Consider the following 16,109-nt stretch of genomic DNA (forward strand, 5'->3'; position numbering starts at 1 on the left):
ATGTAAGTAATTTTAACAGTAAGCTGCTATATCCCCCTCTTTCGTGGTAGTACCCTTTCTTCTAATACTTCGTATATTGCAGCCCCAACGGTCTTTTATATTTTATTTATGGCGAGAAAAAAACTGAATAAGCAGGATGCACTGGACTACCATTCCCAGGGCAGACCAGGGAAGATTGAAGTTGTGCCTACGAAGAACACCAAAACACAATGGGACCTATCCTTGGCTTACTCTCCGGGCGTCGCGGAGCCCTGCAAAGAAATTCACCGCGATGTAGAGAATGTTTACAAATACACCGCTAAAGGCAACCTGGTGGCTGTGATCAGCAATGGCACCGCCGTGCTGGGCCTGGGCGATATTGGCCCGGAAGCCGGCAAACCTGTAATGGAAGGTAAAGGCGTGCTGTTTAAGATCTTTGCAGATATAGACGTATTTGATATTGAGCTCAATACCAGGGATGTAGACGAGTTTGTACAGGTGGTAAAAGCCCTGGAGCCTACCTTTGGCGGCATTAACCTGGAAGATATCAAGAGCCCCGAGTGTTTTGCCATCGAAGAGCGCCTTAAAAAGGAGCTGAAGATCCCCATCATGCATGACGATCAGCACGGCACGGCCATCATCTCCGGCGCCGCCCTGCTGAATGCCCTGGAGCTGGTAAAGAAAAAGATAGAGAAGGTAAAGTTCGTGGTGAATGGGGCAGGCGCTGCCGCCATGGCCTGCGTAAAACTATACGTAGCCCTGGGCGCTAAACACGAGAACTTTATCATGTTCGATAAGAACGGCGTTATCAATAAAAGCCGTACCGATCTCACGGACATGCATATGCAGTTTGCCACTACTTCTAAGATCACAGAGCTGGGCGTTGCTATGAAAGGGGCGGATGTATTCATCGGGCTTTCTGTAGGCAACGTGGTAACCCCGGAAATGATCAAAGGCATGGCCAAACAACCCATCGTATTTGCGATGGCCAATCCGGACCCCGAGATCGCTTATGAGGCCGCCATAGCGGCCCGCCCGGATATCATCTTCGCTACCGGCCGTTCTGATCATCCTAACCAGGTGAACAATGTACTGGGTTTCCCCTACATTTTCCGCGGCGCCCTGGACGTAAGGGCCACCCAGATCAACGAGGCCATGAAACTGGCCGCCGTGCGTGCCCTGGCAGACCTGGCCAAAGAGCCTGTGCCGGATATCGTGAACCTGGCGTATAATGAGCGTAACCTGTATTTTAGTCCCAATTATATCATTCCCAAACCCCTGGATCCGCGCCTGTTATGCATGGTAGCCCCGGCAGTAGCCAGAGCGGCTATTGACAGCGGCGTAGCCCAGAAACGGATCGAAAACTGGGAGGCCTATTACGAAGAGCTGAACCATCGCCTGGGCCTGGATAACCAGCTGTTCCGCATAATAGGTAATAAAGCCCGTAAAGACCCGCGTAAAGTGGTATTTGCGGAAGCGGATAACCTTAAGGTGCTGAAAGCCGCACAGGTAGTAAGGGACGAAGGCATTGCCCATCCCATACTGCTGGGTGACGAAAGCCGCATCCGCCAGCTGGCAGACGATAACGGTATTGAAATAGAAGATATCGAGATCATCGATCCCAAGAGCGAAGAGATGAGCGCCAAACGCCATCATTTTGGCGACCTGTTCTTCCAGAAACGCCAGCGTAAAGGCTTTAACAAGTACGAAGCCGGCAAGATCATGCGCGAGCGTAACTATTTTGGCTGTATGATGGTGGAAACCGGCGAGGCAGACGCCCTCATCTCCGGCTTAACCCGCAAATACCCGGATACCATCCGCCCCGCACTCCAGGTAATAGGCATGGAAGAAGGCGCTAAAAGGGTGGCCGGTATGTATATCATAAACACCAAACGCGGCCCGCTGTTCCTGGCAGATACCACCGTAAACTTCAACCCCACGGCGGAAGAAATAGCGGAGATCACTATGATGGTGGCCAAAGAAGTAAGGCTGTTTAACATGGTGCCGCGTATAGCCATGGTTTCTTATTCCAATTTTGGCTCCAGCCCCACGCCGGAAGCCCAGTTGATGAGCAAGGCCCGTGACCTGGTAAAGAAAATGGATCCCACCCTGGTAGTGGATGGCGAAATACAAGCCGCCATGGCCTTTAACCAGGAGATCCTGAAAGATAGTTATCCGTTCTCTGAGCTGGTAGGGGAAGAGGTGAATACCCTCATCTTCCCTAACCTTAGCGCTGGCAATATTGCCTATAACCTGTTGCAGGAAGTGGCCGGCTTTGACGCCATTGGCCCTGTGCTGCTGGGTATGAAAAAGCCGGTGCACATACTACAATTGGGCAGCACCGTGCGCCAGATCGTGAACATGGTGAACATTGCCGTAGTGGACGCGCAGCATAAATGCTGCCACAGCGAAGCAACGGCGGGCGTTACTAAGAAAAAAAGAAAATAATGTGCTAATGTGCTGATGTGCCGATAAAACGGAGACGCCTCCTTTCATTTTTGTACTAATTTGTACATTAGCATATCAGCACATTAGCACATTAGCACATCATGCAAAGTATTTCCCGGAAAAAGATCTTCTTCCCGCTCAACCCGGCCTTCAGGCGTTACCTGAAGCTGTATGAAAGGGAACTGCCGCTGCCCGTATCCTACGAGGAGCTGCGGTATTTCGAGAGCGGCTTTGCCGTATATGACAAAGACGGGAAAGATACCTTATGGGAAACCGTTATGTATCCCCAAAGCATGGTGGGCCAGTTACACGCCGGTTTAAAACGTATTTACTCCTACCTCAAAGCCGGTGGCGACCAGGCGGCAGAAGAGCACCTGCATATTGAGCGTATCGATTATTGCACCTTCGGCAATTCGCATCCCTTCCGTATCAAGATCGTCAATAATTACAACGAGGTGTACGATTATTTCTACATCAAGATAGCAGACGCCTCCCGTATCTATGGCCTGGAGCTGGAACATATTCTCTCCCCGTACTGGATGAACTTTATGGTGGATGGTAACACCCTGGTAGAAGAGCATATCGCAGGCGTGCCCGGCGACCAGTTTGCCCTGCACTACCTGCAACGGCCGGAGTTCAACCCAAAACGTATAGCCAAAGAATTTGTAAAGTTCAATGAGCGCTGTTTTGTACGCCTGCTGGGCGATATGCGCTCCTACAACTTTGTATTTGATATAACGCCGGATTTTGATGATGTGCAGTTCCGTATACGCGCCATCGATTTTGACCAGCAGTTTTATGAGGGCAAACGCACCTTGTACATGCCACAATACTTTAAGGAGAACCGGGTATTTGTAGAGCTGGCCATAAAACACCTGAATGCGGAAGTGGTAAAACAGTACCAGCAGGAAGAGCGCGCGGTCATTGCCCGTCGTATCAAAGTACAGCGGCACCGCATCAAGGACCTGCGGGATGTGATCATGACAGATCATGTATCCTTCCCGGAAAAGATCCACCAGCTGGGCGAAGAGCTGGCCTTGTACTACAATGATACGGTCTTTGCCCGGTGCAAGACCATGGGCGAGATCATTGAAAGAAGCCTGAAACGCCTGCTCGTAAGCAGCCTGAAATAAAAGCAGTTAGCCCGTAGCGGTTAGCTATTAGCATTAACTCGCAGTTAAATATCCATGCCGCATAGCGCTAATAGCTAAAAGCTAATAGCTAACAGCTGTTAATTTTACTATCTTTGAAATTCTATGGAATTCAGATTCTTTTACCATTTTGGCGCTTATTTGCTGATGCTGAAGGGGATGTTCTCCAAACCGGAGAACCCAAAGATGTACTGGAAGCAATTTATGCAGCAGTGTGTGGACATAGGCGTTGGCTCGCTTGGCATTGTGTTCATCATTTCATTGTTCATGGGAGGGGTTACCACCCTGCAGACAGCCTATCAGTTGGTAAGTCCCATCATTCCCAAGGCCACCATTGCACAGATCACCCGCGATACCATCATACTCGAGTTTGCGCCCACCCTCACGTCCATCGTACTGGCCGGTGTGGTAGGCTCCAAAATAGCCTCCGAGCTGGGAAACATGCGTATATCTGAACAGATAGACGCCCTGGAGATCATGGGGATCAATACGCGGGGATACCTGGTAATGCCCAAGATCCTGGCCGCCTTGCTCACGATTCCCTGCCTGGTGATCATTGCCGGTTTCCTGGGTATCTGGGGCGGTAAATTTGCCGGCGTAGCAGCGGGTATTATCTCCAACGATGAATTTATACAGGGCCTGCGTCAGGAACTAAAGATCTATAACATATTCTTCGCGCTCAGCAAGTCCTATACCTTTGCATTTATTATTTCCAGTGTATCCGCCTACTACGGCTATAACGTGCAGGGGGGCGCCCTGGAAATAGGTAAGGCCAGCACCACCGCCGTGGTGGTGAGCTGTGTGCTGATATTATTTTCGGATTACGCGCTATCGGCAATATTACTGTAGCAGATTACTGAAACTTATGATCGAACTTCAAGATATTAAAAAGGGATTTGGTGATAAACAGGTGCTGAAAGGTGTATCCGCTACAATGGAGGCCGGAAAGGTAAGCCTGATTATCGGCTCCAGCGGCAGTGGTAAAACAGTGCTGATGAAGTGTATAGTGGGATTGATGGGCGTGGATGAGGGCAAAGTGCTGTACAACGAGCAGGATTTTACCGCCATGAACGATCAGGATAAGAAGACCGTTCGCCAGGAAATAGGCATGCTGTTCCAGGGTTCGGCCCTGTTTGACAGTATGACCGTAGAGCAGAATGTCATGTTCCCCCTGGATATGTTTGGCGTAGGCAGCTATAAAGAGAAGAAAAAACGCGTCATGGAATGCCTGGACCGCGTAAACCTCAAGGACGCCGCCCGCAAATTCCCCGCGGAGATCAGCGGTGGTATGAAAAAAAGGGTGGGCATTGCCCGGGCCATCGTGCTCAACCCCAAATACCTGTTCTGTGATGAGCCTAACTCCGGCCTGGACCCACAGACCTCCCTGCTGATAGATAAGCTGATCAAGGAACTTACCGTAGAATACAATATCACCACCGTGATCAATACCCATGATATGAACACCGTAATGGAAAGCGGGGACCATATCATATACATGTACCAGGGCCTCAAACAGTGGGAAGGCAGCAACGAGGAGATCATTTTTTCCAATGACGAGCGGCTGAATGACTTCATTTTTGCCTCAGACTTCCTCCGGGATGCCAAGGAAATGCGCCAGATGGAGATGTTCCGGGACAAAAACTGGAGGGACAGGCTTAAAAAAGAGCCGCCTGCCGGGGAAAAATAAGGGGCAGCCCCCCGCCGCCTGCCCAATTAATGGGTTTGGTATTTGCCAATTGTAGTTTTATTTTTGCCCCCTGAAAACCGATAAACTAATAGTTAAACTAATAAACCAAGCGCAATGAGTGTTTTACTTAATAAGCATAGCAAGGTAATAGTGCAGGGATTTACCGGTACCGAAGGTACTTTCCATGCAACGCAGATGATAGAGTACGGAACCCAGGTAGTGGGGGGCGTAACGCCCGGTAAAGGTGGCAGCACCCACCTGGAGCGCCCGGTATTTAACACAGTGAAGGATGCGGTAAAGGCTACCGGTGCGGATGTATCTATCATATTTGTACCTCCTGCTTTTGCAGCAGATGCTATTATGGAGGCCGCCGAAGCTGGTATTGCGCTGGTGGTATGTATCACAGAAGGTATCCCCGTTCAGGACATGGTAAAGGCTAAAAGCTACCTGCAGGGCCGCAATACCCGCCTGGTAGGGCCTAACTGCCCCGGCGTGATCACCGCGGAAGAAGCCAAAGTAGGTATCATGCCTGGTTTTATATTCAAAAAAGGGAAAATAGGTATCGTGTCCAAATCCGGTACCCTTACCTATGAAGCCGCAGACCAGGTGGTGAAAGCCGGCCTGGGTATCTCTACCGCTATCGGTATCGGTGGCGACCCGATCATCGGCACCCCCACTAAAGAAGCCGTGGAACTGCTGATGAACGATCCCGAAACGGAAGGTATCATCATGATAGGCGAGATTGGCGGTAGCATGGAAGCAGAAGCTGCCCAGTGGATCAAGGAAAACGGTACTAAACCCGTTGTAGGGTTCATTGCCGGTCAAACCGCTCCTCCCGGCCGCCGTATGGGCCACGCAGGCGCTATCATTGGCGGTGCAGACGATACTGCCGCCGCTAAAATGAAGATCATGGCAGAATGTGGCGTACACGTAGTAGAAAGCCCTGCCAACATCGGTAAGACCATGGCGGAAGTGCTGAAGAAAGAGCTCGTGAAATAGTCATTTCACTGAAACATATAAGGAAAAGGGTCACCACGGTGGCCCTTTTTTATTGCCCATCAATTAACATTTTCTAAAATGTTTTTTTAATAATTTTCGGCCGATTTTTATACCTATTCACCACACACTAAATGAAAATTCCTATGGGAAAGTTTGTTATTAAGACCGGTAATGATGGACAATACCGCTTTAACCTCAAAGCAGGCAATGGCCAGACCATTTTAGTGTCTGAAGGCTACACCTCCAAAGCCGCCTGCGAAAACGGCATAGAGTCTGTAAAGAAGAATGCAGCAGACGATGGCAAGTATGAGAAGAACACCGCCAAAAACGGTAAGTTCTACTTTAACCTGAAAGCCGGCAACGGCCAGGTGATTGGCACCAGTGAAATGTACGAGTCGGAAGACGGCCGTGACAATGGCATCGATTCTGTAAAGAAGAATGCCCCCACTGCCGGAACAGAAGAGCAATAACCTTTGCAGTATTGCAGAATTCTAAAAGGGCTGGGCATCCGGCCCTTTTGTCTTGAAAAGAATATTATAGGTATATTAGTTTAAAATACACCATTCCTTTATGCGACGTAATGCTTTATTAGCCCTCGTATTTACCCTTTTTTGTTTACCGCTTATGGCCCAATATAACTACTCAGCTGAATGGCAAAAAGTAACAGATCTGGAACTAAAGGGATTGTCAAAATCGGCCCTGGAGAAAGTGGACGCCATCTACAACCAGGCGCTTAACGATGGGCGGGAACCGCACCAGGTAAAAGCCCTGCTGTACCGGCTCAAATATTCCAGGATCCTTGCTGAAAATAGCGCCGCGTACAGCCTCCGGATGTTGAACCAGGAGACAGGCCGTACCCACGGCGCCGCCCATGCCCTGGTGCAAAGCATAAAAGCGCAGATGTTGTGGGAGTATATGCAGTATAACCGCTACCGGCTATACAGCCGCACCGCCCTGGCAAACGATACTTCCACAGATATAGAAACCTGGGGCCAGGATAGGCTGGGCCGCGAGATCAGTGCTGCCTACGAGGCTTCGCTGGAAAACACCACCGTGTTACAGCAAACCAATCTCTCCACCTTTGAAGATATATTGGAAAAAGGCAATGCCCGCGCCCTGCGCCCTACTTTATATGATCTGCTGGCGCATCGTGCGCTGGACTATTTTAAGTCCGGCGATCGTTACCTGAACCAGCCCGCCAACCTGTTTGAGTTGGAAGACATGCAGGCATTTGCGCCCGCGGCTGCATTTGCCGCACATCAGTTCAAGGTAGCAGATACGGCCTCCCAGCAGTTTAAAGCCCTGCAGCTATTGCAGGACCTGATCCGTTTTCACCAGAAAGATAACCGCGCCGCCCTGCTGGATGTAGACCTGGAGCGTATCCGCTATATGTACCAGGTAGGCGTAATGCCGGATAAAGAAGCATTGTATGTAAAAGCCCTGCAGCAGATGCAGGAGGACTATGCACAGGATACAGAAGTAACAGAAGTGCTGCACCTGCTGGCCCAGTATTACTATCAACAGGATCAGCAGAGCGATAGCGCTACCGGTAAAGCCGTGCTGGCAGTAGCCTTATGTAACAAGGCTATAGAACAGGCGCCCAAAAGCCATGGGGCCATCATGTGTAAGCAACTGCTGGCCAGTATAAACGTTCGCACAATAGGCCTGGAAACAGAACTGGTAAACCTGCCGGAACAACCCTTCCGTACCCTGGTCACCTACCGCAATGCGCAAAAGATCTACCTGCGCATAGCTGCTATCAATGAAGGCTTCCGTAAACAACTGCGTGATGCGCAGAACGATTATACCGATACCACCAACCGCTATTGGCGGCTCATCACCGGCAGGCCTGCTGATAAGCAATGGGAGCAGGCATTACCGGATCCTAAAGATTACCGTCAGCATACCGTAGAAATAAAAAGTGACGCCCAGCCGCTGGGCCAGTATATGCTGCTCGCCAGTACAGAGCCGGGGTTTTCTACGGAGAACAGCATACTGGCGGTACAGTTTATCCATGTATCCCAGATCAGTTACATCAACCGTGGTAGTACGTACTTAGTGCTGCACCGGGAAACCGGCCAGCCTTTAGAAGGTGTACGCCTGAACGTACAGGAAGCTTACAACGATGCGTCGAAAGGGAAAGGAGAATTAACCCGTATAACGCAAACCTATGTTTCGGACAAAAACGGCCTTATCACCCTGGATGCCGCTAAGAACAGGAGCAGCCGTAATGTGCGCATGGAGTGGATCTACGGTAAGGACGTACTGTATCCTGATAACTACAGATATCTTTACAGGAACGTTCCGCAACCCGCAAAACCGGAAGAAACAAAAAGCTTCCTCTTTACAGACAGGGCTATTTACCGCCCCGGCCAAACCGTTTATTTCAAAGGCATCGTCGTAAAGAAGAATAATACAGACCGTAGCAGCCAGGCCCTGGCAGCCTATAAAACGGAGGTGCTGTTAAAAGATGCCAACGGTGAGAAAGTAGATTCACTGCAGGTGACCTCCAACGAATATGGCGCTTATTCAGGTAAGTTCCAGTTACCCGCCGGCCGGTTGAATGGCGCATTCAGTATCACGGATGATGATACAGATGGCAGCGTAGGCTTCTCCGTAGAAGAATATAAACGTCCCAAATTTTATGTGGAGTTCGATACCTTAAAAGGCAGTTACAAAGTAGGAGATACCGTAACCGTACATGGTAAAGCATTGGCCTATGCCGGTAATAATATTGACGGCGCGCAGGTAAAATACCGCGTAGTACGGGAAGCCCGCTTTCCTTATTATTGGATGTTCTACTTTAAACCGGCGCCATCTTCCGCCTCCCGGGAAATAGCCAGCGGACAGGTACAGACAGCCGCAGACGGCAGCTTCTCCATCCCCTTTACCGCGCTGCCCGATAAGCAGATAAAACCGGAACAGAAACCCATCTTCACTTACCGCATCTATGCAGATGTAACAGACCTGAATGGAGAGACCCGTAGCGGTGATCAACGTATAGCCGCTGGTTATCAAATGCTGGAAGTAAAGCTGGATCTGCCGGAAGAAGTACAAGTGCAGGACCTGAAAAAAGTGGCTATTACCACGGCTAACCTCAATGGCGCTTTTGAGCCTTCCGCGGTAAAAGTGCGCCTGCTGCCGTTGCAGCACCCAGGCAGGCTCATACGCCCGCGGTACTGGAATGCACCGGACCAGTTTGTGATGACGGAAGAAGAATATGTCCGCAACTTCCCGCTGGATGTATACAAACATGAAGACGAGCCGGCACAGTGGAAACGTGGCGCCGCAGTACTGGAGCGGTCATTCACCACCGTTAAAGACAGCGCTGCAGACCTTTCTGTAAAATCGCTGCCACAAGGCTGGTATGAGCTGGAAGTAAGTACAACTGACCGCCTGGGTACAGCAGTAGTACAGAAAAAAGTATTCCGCGTATGGGATCCGCAGGCAACAAAACTGCCTTTCCCGGCTTATTTTGCTACGGGCTTTGATGATAAGGAATATGAGCCCGGTACGCAGGCGCAACTGGTATTAGCCACTACAGCTAAAGACCTGTATATACTGCAGACCGTTGAAAGATGGGATCAGCGGGCAACAGATGAAATGCTGCGCCTCTCCGACAAGCAGCAGGCTTTCCCTTATGCCATAACAGAAAAAGACCGTGGCGGCCTGCAGCTGGAATATAACTTCGTAAAAGATAACCGCGTATTCAGCTGGCAGCAAAGGATAAATGTGCCCTGGAGCAACAAAACACTGGAGCTTACCATTGGTACCCACCGGGATAAATTACAACCCGGCGAAAAAGAAAAATGGCAGGTACAGATAAAAGGCGCTAAGAAAGAACAGGTAGCCGCCGCCATGCTGGCCACCATGTACGACGCCTCCCTGGATGCATTCCGCAAACAGGATTGGTCATTGCCTGACCTGTACCCCGTTTTTTACGGTAATGAGAACTGGGAAGGTAATGAGGTCTTTGTGGTAACGCCCGCCTATGGCTGGTATCCCCAGCCGCCGCAGATAGAAGATAGCGCTATCATTTATGATCAGCTGGACTATTCCAGCGTGATTATAATAGGGTCGCCACGTTTTAAGGAGTCAAGGCCAGTGGCGGCGGGTGCTGCCCGCAGCGCCGCGAAAGTGATGATCAGGGGCGCTGCATTGCCTGCGCCGCCACCAGCAGCGCCGGCCGCTGCCCAGGCAGACATGGCGTATAACCAACTGTTTGCACCTGTATCGGAATCAGAAAAGAAAGAAGAGGTTGATAATACAGCGGCGCCCGCAGCCCCCGCCGTTACGCCACGTACCAACTTCAACGAAACCGCTTTCTTCCTCCCGGACCTGCGCACAGATAAAGACGGTAACATCTCCTTTGAGTTCTCCGTACCGGAAGCACTTACCCGCTGGCGTTTCATGGGCCTGGCACATACAAAGGATATGGCCATGGGTTATACAGAAGCCAGCATTGTAACGCAAAAACCTTTAATGGTACAACCCAATGCGCCGCGTTTTATGCGCGAAGGCGACCGCATGGAATTCAGCGCCAAGATCAGCAACCTGGCAGATAGTATGCTGATAGGGGAGGCCCGCCTGGAGCTCCTGGATCCCGCTACCATGCAACCGGTGGATGGCTGGTTCCAGAACATTTTCCCCACCCAGCACTTCACCGTGCAGAAGGGGCAAAGCACCGCTGTTACCTTCCCGGTACAGATCCCTTACAACTATAACAGCGCGCTGTTATACCGCGTAGTGGCCCAATCCGGCCGCTATAGCGATGGGGAGGAGAATGCGCTGCCCGTGCTGGCCAACAGCATGCTGGTAACAGAAACAATGCCGCTGGCCCTGCGTGGTGATGGTACCCGCAACTTTACATTTGATAAACTGTTAAAAAGCGATACCTCCGAAACGCTGAAACAGCATGCATTAACCGTAGAGTTTACCAGCAACCCGGCCTGGTACGCGGTGCAGGCATTGCCGTACCTGATGGAGTTTCCGCATGAGTGCGCAGAGCAGGTGTTTAACCGCTACTATGCCAACACGCTGGCTACCCATATTGCAAATACATTGCCCGGTATAAAACAGATCTTTGATAAATGGGCAAAAGAAGATACCGCCGCCCTGCAAAGCAACCTGGAAAAGAACCAGGAGCTCAAAAGCATACTGCTGCAACAAACCCCCTGGGTGCTGGAAGCTAAGAACGAGTCTGAGCAGAAAGCGCATATCGCCCTGCTGTTTGATCTGCACCGTATGAGCGGCGAAATGGATCACGCATTGGAACAACTGAAGCAGATGCAGCTGCCCTCCGGCGCATTCCCCTGGTTTATGGGCATGTGGGAAGACCGCTTCATCACCCAGTACATTGTAGCCGGCTTGGGCCGCCTGCGCCAGCTCAACGCGCTCACCGCTGATCAGCAAAGCGCCTTCCGCCAGATCAGGGATAAAGCCCTGGCCTACCTGGATAAGCAGCTGGACAAAGATTATCATAGCCTGCTAAAAGCTAAGGTGGATCTGAAAAAACAGCAGCTCAGCGGCATAGAGGTGCATTACCTGTATATGCGCAGCTTCTTTAAAGACATACCGGTAGCTAAGAATATACAGCCTGCATATGACTACTACCTGTCGCAGGCTAAGTCCTTCTGGCGCCCGCAGAACCACTTTACACAGGCGATGGCCGCCCTTGCATTATACCGCAGCGGTGATAAGACAACGCCGGCAGATATATTACGCTCCTTAAAAGAAAATGCGATCAATAACGAAGAACTGGGTATGTACTGGAAGGAGGATTGGGGCTATTTCTGGCACCAGGCGCCCATTGAAACACAAGCCATGTTGATAGAGGCTTTTGATGTAGCAGGAAAAGACAGCGCCGCTGTAGCCGCTATGAAGACCTGGCTGCTCAAGAACAAACAGACCAATAACTGGAATACCACCAAAGCCACGGCAGATGCCTGTTACGCCATGCTGCTAAGCGGTAATAACTGGCTGGCCGCTAAACCAGAGGTGAGTATCCAACTGGGCAGCGAAACGATCAGCTCCGCTACGCAGGCTGCAGAAGCAGGCACCGGCTACTTTAAACAACGCCTGGATGGCAGGGCCGTAAAACCCGCCATGGGCAATATAAAAGTAACCCTGCAGCAAAGTCAGGGCCAGCCGGCCTGGGGCGCTATTTACTGGCAGTACTTTGAGCAGCTGGACAAGATCACTCCGGCCCAAACGCCGCTGGTGTTGCAGAAAGAACTGTTCATCCAGCGCAACACAGAAAAAGGCCCGGTATTGACCGCTATCACAGACGGCAATAGCCTGAAGATAGGCGACCGTGTTAAAGTGCGCGTAGTGCTGCGGGCAGACAGGGATATGGAATACATTCATCTCCGCGATATGCGCGCCGCCTGCTTTGAGCCGCTGGATGTGATCAGCGCCAACAGATGGCAGAATGGCCTCAGCTATTATGAAAGCACCAAAGACGCCTCTACGGATTTCTTCTTCAGCTATCTGCCTAAAGGAACGCATGTGTTTGAATACACCTTGTTCGTTACGCACGAAGGGGAGTTCTCCAACGGCATTAGCATTGCAGAATGTATGTATGCGCCGGAGTTCAGCGCCCATAGCGCAGGTATCAATGTAAAAGTGACAAAGTAATATTTACAACGGCACAGATAGTGCAGGAGGGGTACCGGATCCGGTACCCCTCCTTTTTTGTAATATTATTTTACCGCAGATTAACCCAGCATCAAGTCCACATCAAGCCTGCCTTAAGTCCGTGTAGCGTTGCACTATCCTTGCATTTCCCTGGCCCTGCACTATATTGTTAATATAGTATCACCCCATTAGCCCCCGCTTTTTGGTATCTTGTCCCCCTTTTATTACCGTATCATGGATGTAGACTATCTCATAGCCGGCCAGGGCATAGCTGGTACCCTGCTCAGTTACAGCTTGCTACAGGCCGGACAGCGGGTGCTGGTCATAGATGAATATAAGCCCAACAGCGCCTCCCGCATCGCCGCTGGAGTGATTAACCCGGTATCCGGCCGCCGTTTTGAGATGGCCTGGATGTACGAACAGCTGTACCCTTTTGCAGTGCAAACCTACCGGCAGCTGGAAGAGCTATTGAATGTGCCGGTGTTTAAGGAACGGGATCTCTGGATGGCCCTGCCCTCTGAACAGCTGCGCACTGCGTTCAACAATAAAACAACGCAGGGCCTTGCCAGCCAGTACACCCATACCGCAGATGCGGCCCTTTGGGATGCCTGGCTGCACCAGCCCTATGGCGCCGCTATTGTAAAAGGCGCTACCGTATTGCTGCAACACCTGCTGCCGGCCTGGCGGCAGTACCTGGATAACAAAGGCGCATTATGGCAGGAACGCCTGGACCCGGACCTGTTGCAGTTTGGGCAGCAGACCCCGGGGCTGCAATACAAAGGAATAAATGCCCGCGCCATCATCTTTTGCGAAGGCGCGCAGATCATCCACAACCCCTGGTTTAAACACATCCCTTTCCTGCTCAACAAGGGAGAAGTATTAAAAGTGCGAGTGCCTGGCCTGGATACAGAGAACATCATCAAAAAAAGCATCACCATGGTGCCGCAGGAACCGGAAACATTCTGGGTAGGCTCCACCTTTGTTTGGGATTACCCGGATGAAGCGCCTACCCCGGAAAAACGGGCTTTCCTGGAAGACGGCCTGCAACAGCTGTTGAAAGTACCTTACCAGGTGCTGGACCACCAGGCAGGCGTACGGCCTTCTGGAAAAGACCGCCGGCCTATTATGGGGCTGCACCCCCGGTACCCTGCCCTGGGCCTCTTTAATGGTCTGGGTACCAAGGGTTGTTCCCTGGCGCCCTATATGGCAGACCTGCTTACCCGCCACCTGCTGCAAGGCGCACCGCTGCTGCCGGAAACGGATATTAAACGATATTTTAATGAATGAACGGCTAGAAATGCTGGCCGTATACTGTATATTTGCCCCCCACCGGTATAGGCGGCAATGGCCGCGCAAAGGCCGGTAATAAACAGAAACAGACAAATTTTAACCAATATGTACAGAACGCATACTTGTGGCGAGCTCAGAATGGAGCAGGTAGGTCAGCAAGTGACCTTAGCCGGCTGGACACAGACAGTAAGGAAATTGCATAAAGCAGTCACTTTCGTCGATCTGCGTGATCGTTACGGTATTACGCAGCTGCTGTTTGGCGAATCCATGAGCGACCGGCTGGAAAAAGAGCCCCTGGGCCGTGAATTTGTGCTGCAGGTTACAGGTATCGTTACCGAACGTACCAGCAAGAATAGCAACATTCCTACAGGAGATATAGAAATTACGGTAACAGATCTCAAGATCCTCAATGCCGCTAAAACGCCTCCCTTTACTATACAGGACGATACGGACGGTGGCGATGAGCTGCGCATGAAATACCGCTATCTGGATCTGCGCCGCAATGCGGTAAAGCAGAACCTGGAACTGCGCTACCGCGTAAACCGCTCCGTGCGCAATTTCCTGGATACCAGGGGCTTTATGGATATCGAAACGCCCTTCCTCATCAAATCCACCCCGGAAGGCGCCCGCGACTTCGTGGTGCCCAGCCGTATGAACGCCAACGAGTTCTACGCGCTGCCCCAGTCCCCTCAAACCTTTAAGCAGCTGCTGATGGTTAGCGGGTACGACCGGTACTACCAGATAGTAAAATGTTTCCGCGATGAGGACCTGCGTGCAGACCGTCAGCCGGAATTTACCCAGATAGACTGTGAGATGTGCTTCGTTGAGCAGGAAGATATCCTGAACAACTTCGAAGACATGGTGAAACACGTGTTCAAAGAGATCAAGGGCCTTGAGTTCAACGAACCGTTCCCCCGCATGACCTTTGACGATGCCATGGAGTTCTACGGTAACGATAAACCGGACATCCGCTTCGAAATGAAGCTGGTGAACCTCACGGATACCGTAAAAGGCCAGGGCTTTAAGGTATTTGACGAGGCAGAGCTGGTAGTAGCCATCAGCGTAAAAGGCTGTGGCGAATACACCCGCAAACAGCTGGATGAGCTCACCGATTGGGTGAAACGCCCGCAGATAGGCATGAATGGCCTTATCTATGTGAGATATGGCGCAGATGGTTCGCTGAAAAGCTCTGTGGATAAATTCTTCGACGAGACCAAACTGAAAACCTGGGCAGAGAAAGCCAATGCACAACCCGGCGATCTCATACTGGTACTGGCGGGCCGCGAAGAGCGCACCCGCAAGGCCATGAGCGAGCTGCGCCTGGAAATGGGCGAGCGCCTGGGCCTCCGCAACAAAAACGAGTTTAAACCGTTATGGGTCATAGATTTCCCGCTCTTTGAGTACGCAGAAGAGGAAAACCGCTGGGTAGCCCGGCACCATCCGTTCACCTCTCCCAAACCGGAGCAGATTGCGTTGATGGACGACCGCTCCAAATACGGCCAGATCAAGGCCAACGCCTACGATATCGTGCTGAATGGCACTGAAATAGGCGGCGGTTCTATCCGTATCTTCCAGCGCGATCTGCAGGAAAAGATGTTTGCCGCCCTGGGCATGACCCCGGAAGAAGCTAACCACAAGTTTGGCTTCCTGCTGGGCGCCTTCGAATATGGCGCGCCCCCGCACGGCGGCATCGCTTTTGGTTTTGACCGCCTCTGCTCACTGCTGGGCGGCAGCGAAAGCATCCGCGACTTTATCGCGTTCCCCAAAAATAACTCCGGGCGCGATGTGATGCTGGATGCGCCCAGTTCCATAGATCAGGCGCAGTTAAATGAACTAAAGATTGCCCTGGTGAAAGAACAACAAGTACAGTAAAACTGTTATTTGACTATCAGGCCGTGCGTAGGTTGTTTAACAGCAAA

Annotated in this window: 9 protein-coding genes; all 9 read left to right on the forward strand. The window is 51.2% G+C overall.

The genetic code is table 11. The features are described from left to right. The first annotated feature begins 108 nt into the window (after nt 1-108). Nucleotides 109-2,427 carry an NADP-dependent malic enzyme gene (locus F0L74_RS34055; protein WP_149836989.1) on the forward strand — a complete coding sequence of 773 codons (2,319 nt, stop codon included), beginning with the start codon at nt 109-111 and terminating at the stop codon, nt 2,425-2,427. Between the two features lie 101 nt (nt 2,428-2,528). Further along, nucleotides 2,529-3,560: a hypothetical protein gene (locus F0L74_RS06495; RefSeq protein ID WP_149836990.1), complete on the forward strand. Its 1,032-nt coding sequence runs from the start codon at nt 2,529-2,531 to the stop codon at nt 3,558-3,560. Nucleotides 3,561-3,683: 123 nt separating this feature from the next. Further along, nucleotides 3,684-4,427: an MlaE family ABC transporter permease gene (locus F0L74_RS06500; protein ID WP_149836991.1), complete on the forward strand. Its 744-nt coding sequence runs from the start codon at nt 3,684-3,686 to the stop codon at nt 4,425-4,427. Nucleotides 4,428-4,443: 16 nt separating this feature from the next. Continuing rightward, entirely contained in the window at nt 4,444-5,265 is an 822-nt protein-coding gene (locus F0L74_RS06505; protein WP_149836992.1) for an ABC transporter ATP-binding protein, read from the forward strand. A gap of 114 nt (nt 5,266-5,379) precedes the next feature. Further along, nucleotides 5,380-6,264, forward strand: a complete 885-nt coding sequence (gene sucD, locus F0L74_RS06510; protein WP_149836993.1) for a succinate--CoA ligase subunit alpha — start codon at nt 5,380-5,382, stop codon at nt 6,262-6,264. Nucleotides 6,265-6,407: 143 nt separating this feature from the next. Next, nucleotides 6,408-6,734, forward strand: a complete 327-nt coding sequence (locus F0L74_RS06515; RefSeq protein ID WP_149836994.1) for a YegP family protein — start codon at nt 6,408-6,410, stop codon at nt 6,732-6,734. Between the two features lie 100 nt (nt 6,735-6,834). Beyond that, nucleotides 6,835-12,900 carry an alpha-2-macroglobulin family protein gene (locus F0L74_RS06520; RefSeq protein WP_149836995.1) on the forward strand — a complete coding sequence of 2,022 codons (6,066 nt, stop codon included), beginning with the start codon at nt 6,835-6,837 and terminating at the stop codon, nt 12,898-12,900. 234 nt (nt 12,901-13,134) lie between these two features. Then, nucleotides 13,135-14,187, forward strand: a complete 1,053-nt coding sequence (locus tag F0L74_RS06525) for an NAD(P)/FAD-dependent oxidoreductase (protein WP_149836996.1) — start codon at nt 13,135-13,137, stop codon at nt 14,185-14,187. Nucleotides 14,188-14,295: 108 nt separating this feature from the next. Further along, the gene (gene aspS / locus F0L74_RS06530) at nt 14,296-16,062 is read left to right on the forward strand and encodes an aspartate--tRNA ligase (protein ID WP_149836997.1); all 1,767 of its coding nucleotides are present in this window, start codon (nt 14,296-14,298) and stop codon (nt 16,060-16,062) included. Nucleotides 16,063-16,109: the final 47 nt, after the last annotated feature.

The organism is Chitinophaga agrisoli, from assembly GCF_008386695.1.
Lineage (GTDB): Bacteria > Bacteroidota > Bacteroidia > Chitinophagales > Chitinophagaceae > Chitinophaga > Chitinophaga agrisoli.

Excerpts from the sequence above, each read along its gene's own strand:
- sucD (WP_149836993.1), top strand. The coding sequence starts at position 5,380 with ATGAGTGTTTTACTTAATAAGCATAGCAAGGTAATAGTGCAGGGATTT.
- F0L74_RS06500 (WP_149836991.1), top strand. The coding sequence starts at position 3,684 with ATGGAATTCAGATTCTTTTACCATTTTGGCGCTTATTTGCTGATGCTG.
- F0L74_RS34055 (WP_149836989.1), top strand. The coding sequence starts at position 109 with ATGGCGAGAAAAAAACTGAATAAGCAGGATGCACTGGACTACCATTCC.
- F0L74_RS06505 (WP_149836992.1), top strand. The coding sequence starts at position 4,444 with ATGATCGAACTTCAAGATATTAAAAAGGGATTTGGTGATAAACAGGTG.
- F0L74_RS06525 (WP_149836996.1), top strand. The coding sequence starts at position 13,135 with ATGGATGTAGACTATCTCATAGCCGGCCAGGGCATAGCTGGTACCCTG.
- aspS (WP_149836997.1), top strand. The coding sequence starts at position 14,296 with ATGTACAGAACGCATACTTGTGGCGAGCTCAGAATGGAGCAGGTAGGT.
- F0L74_RS06495 (WP_149836990.1), top strand. The coding sequence starts at position 2,529 with ATGCAAAGTATTTCCCGGAAAAAGATCTTCTTCCCGCTCAACCCGGCC.
- F0L74_RS06520 (WP_149836995.1), top strand. The coding sequence starts at position 6,835 with ATGCGACGTAATGCTTTATTAGCCCTCGTATTTACCCTTTTTTGTTTA.
- F0L74_RS06515 (WP_149836994.1), top strand. The coding sequence starts at position 6,408 with ATGGGAAAGTTTGTTATTAAGACCGGTAATGATGGACAATACCGCTTT.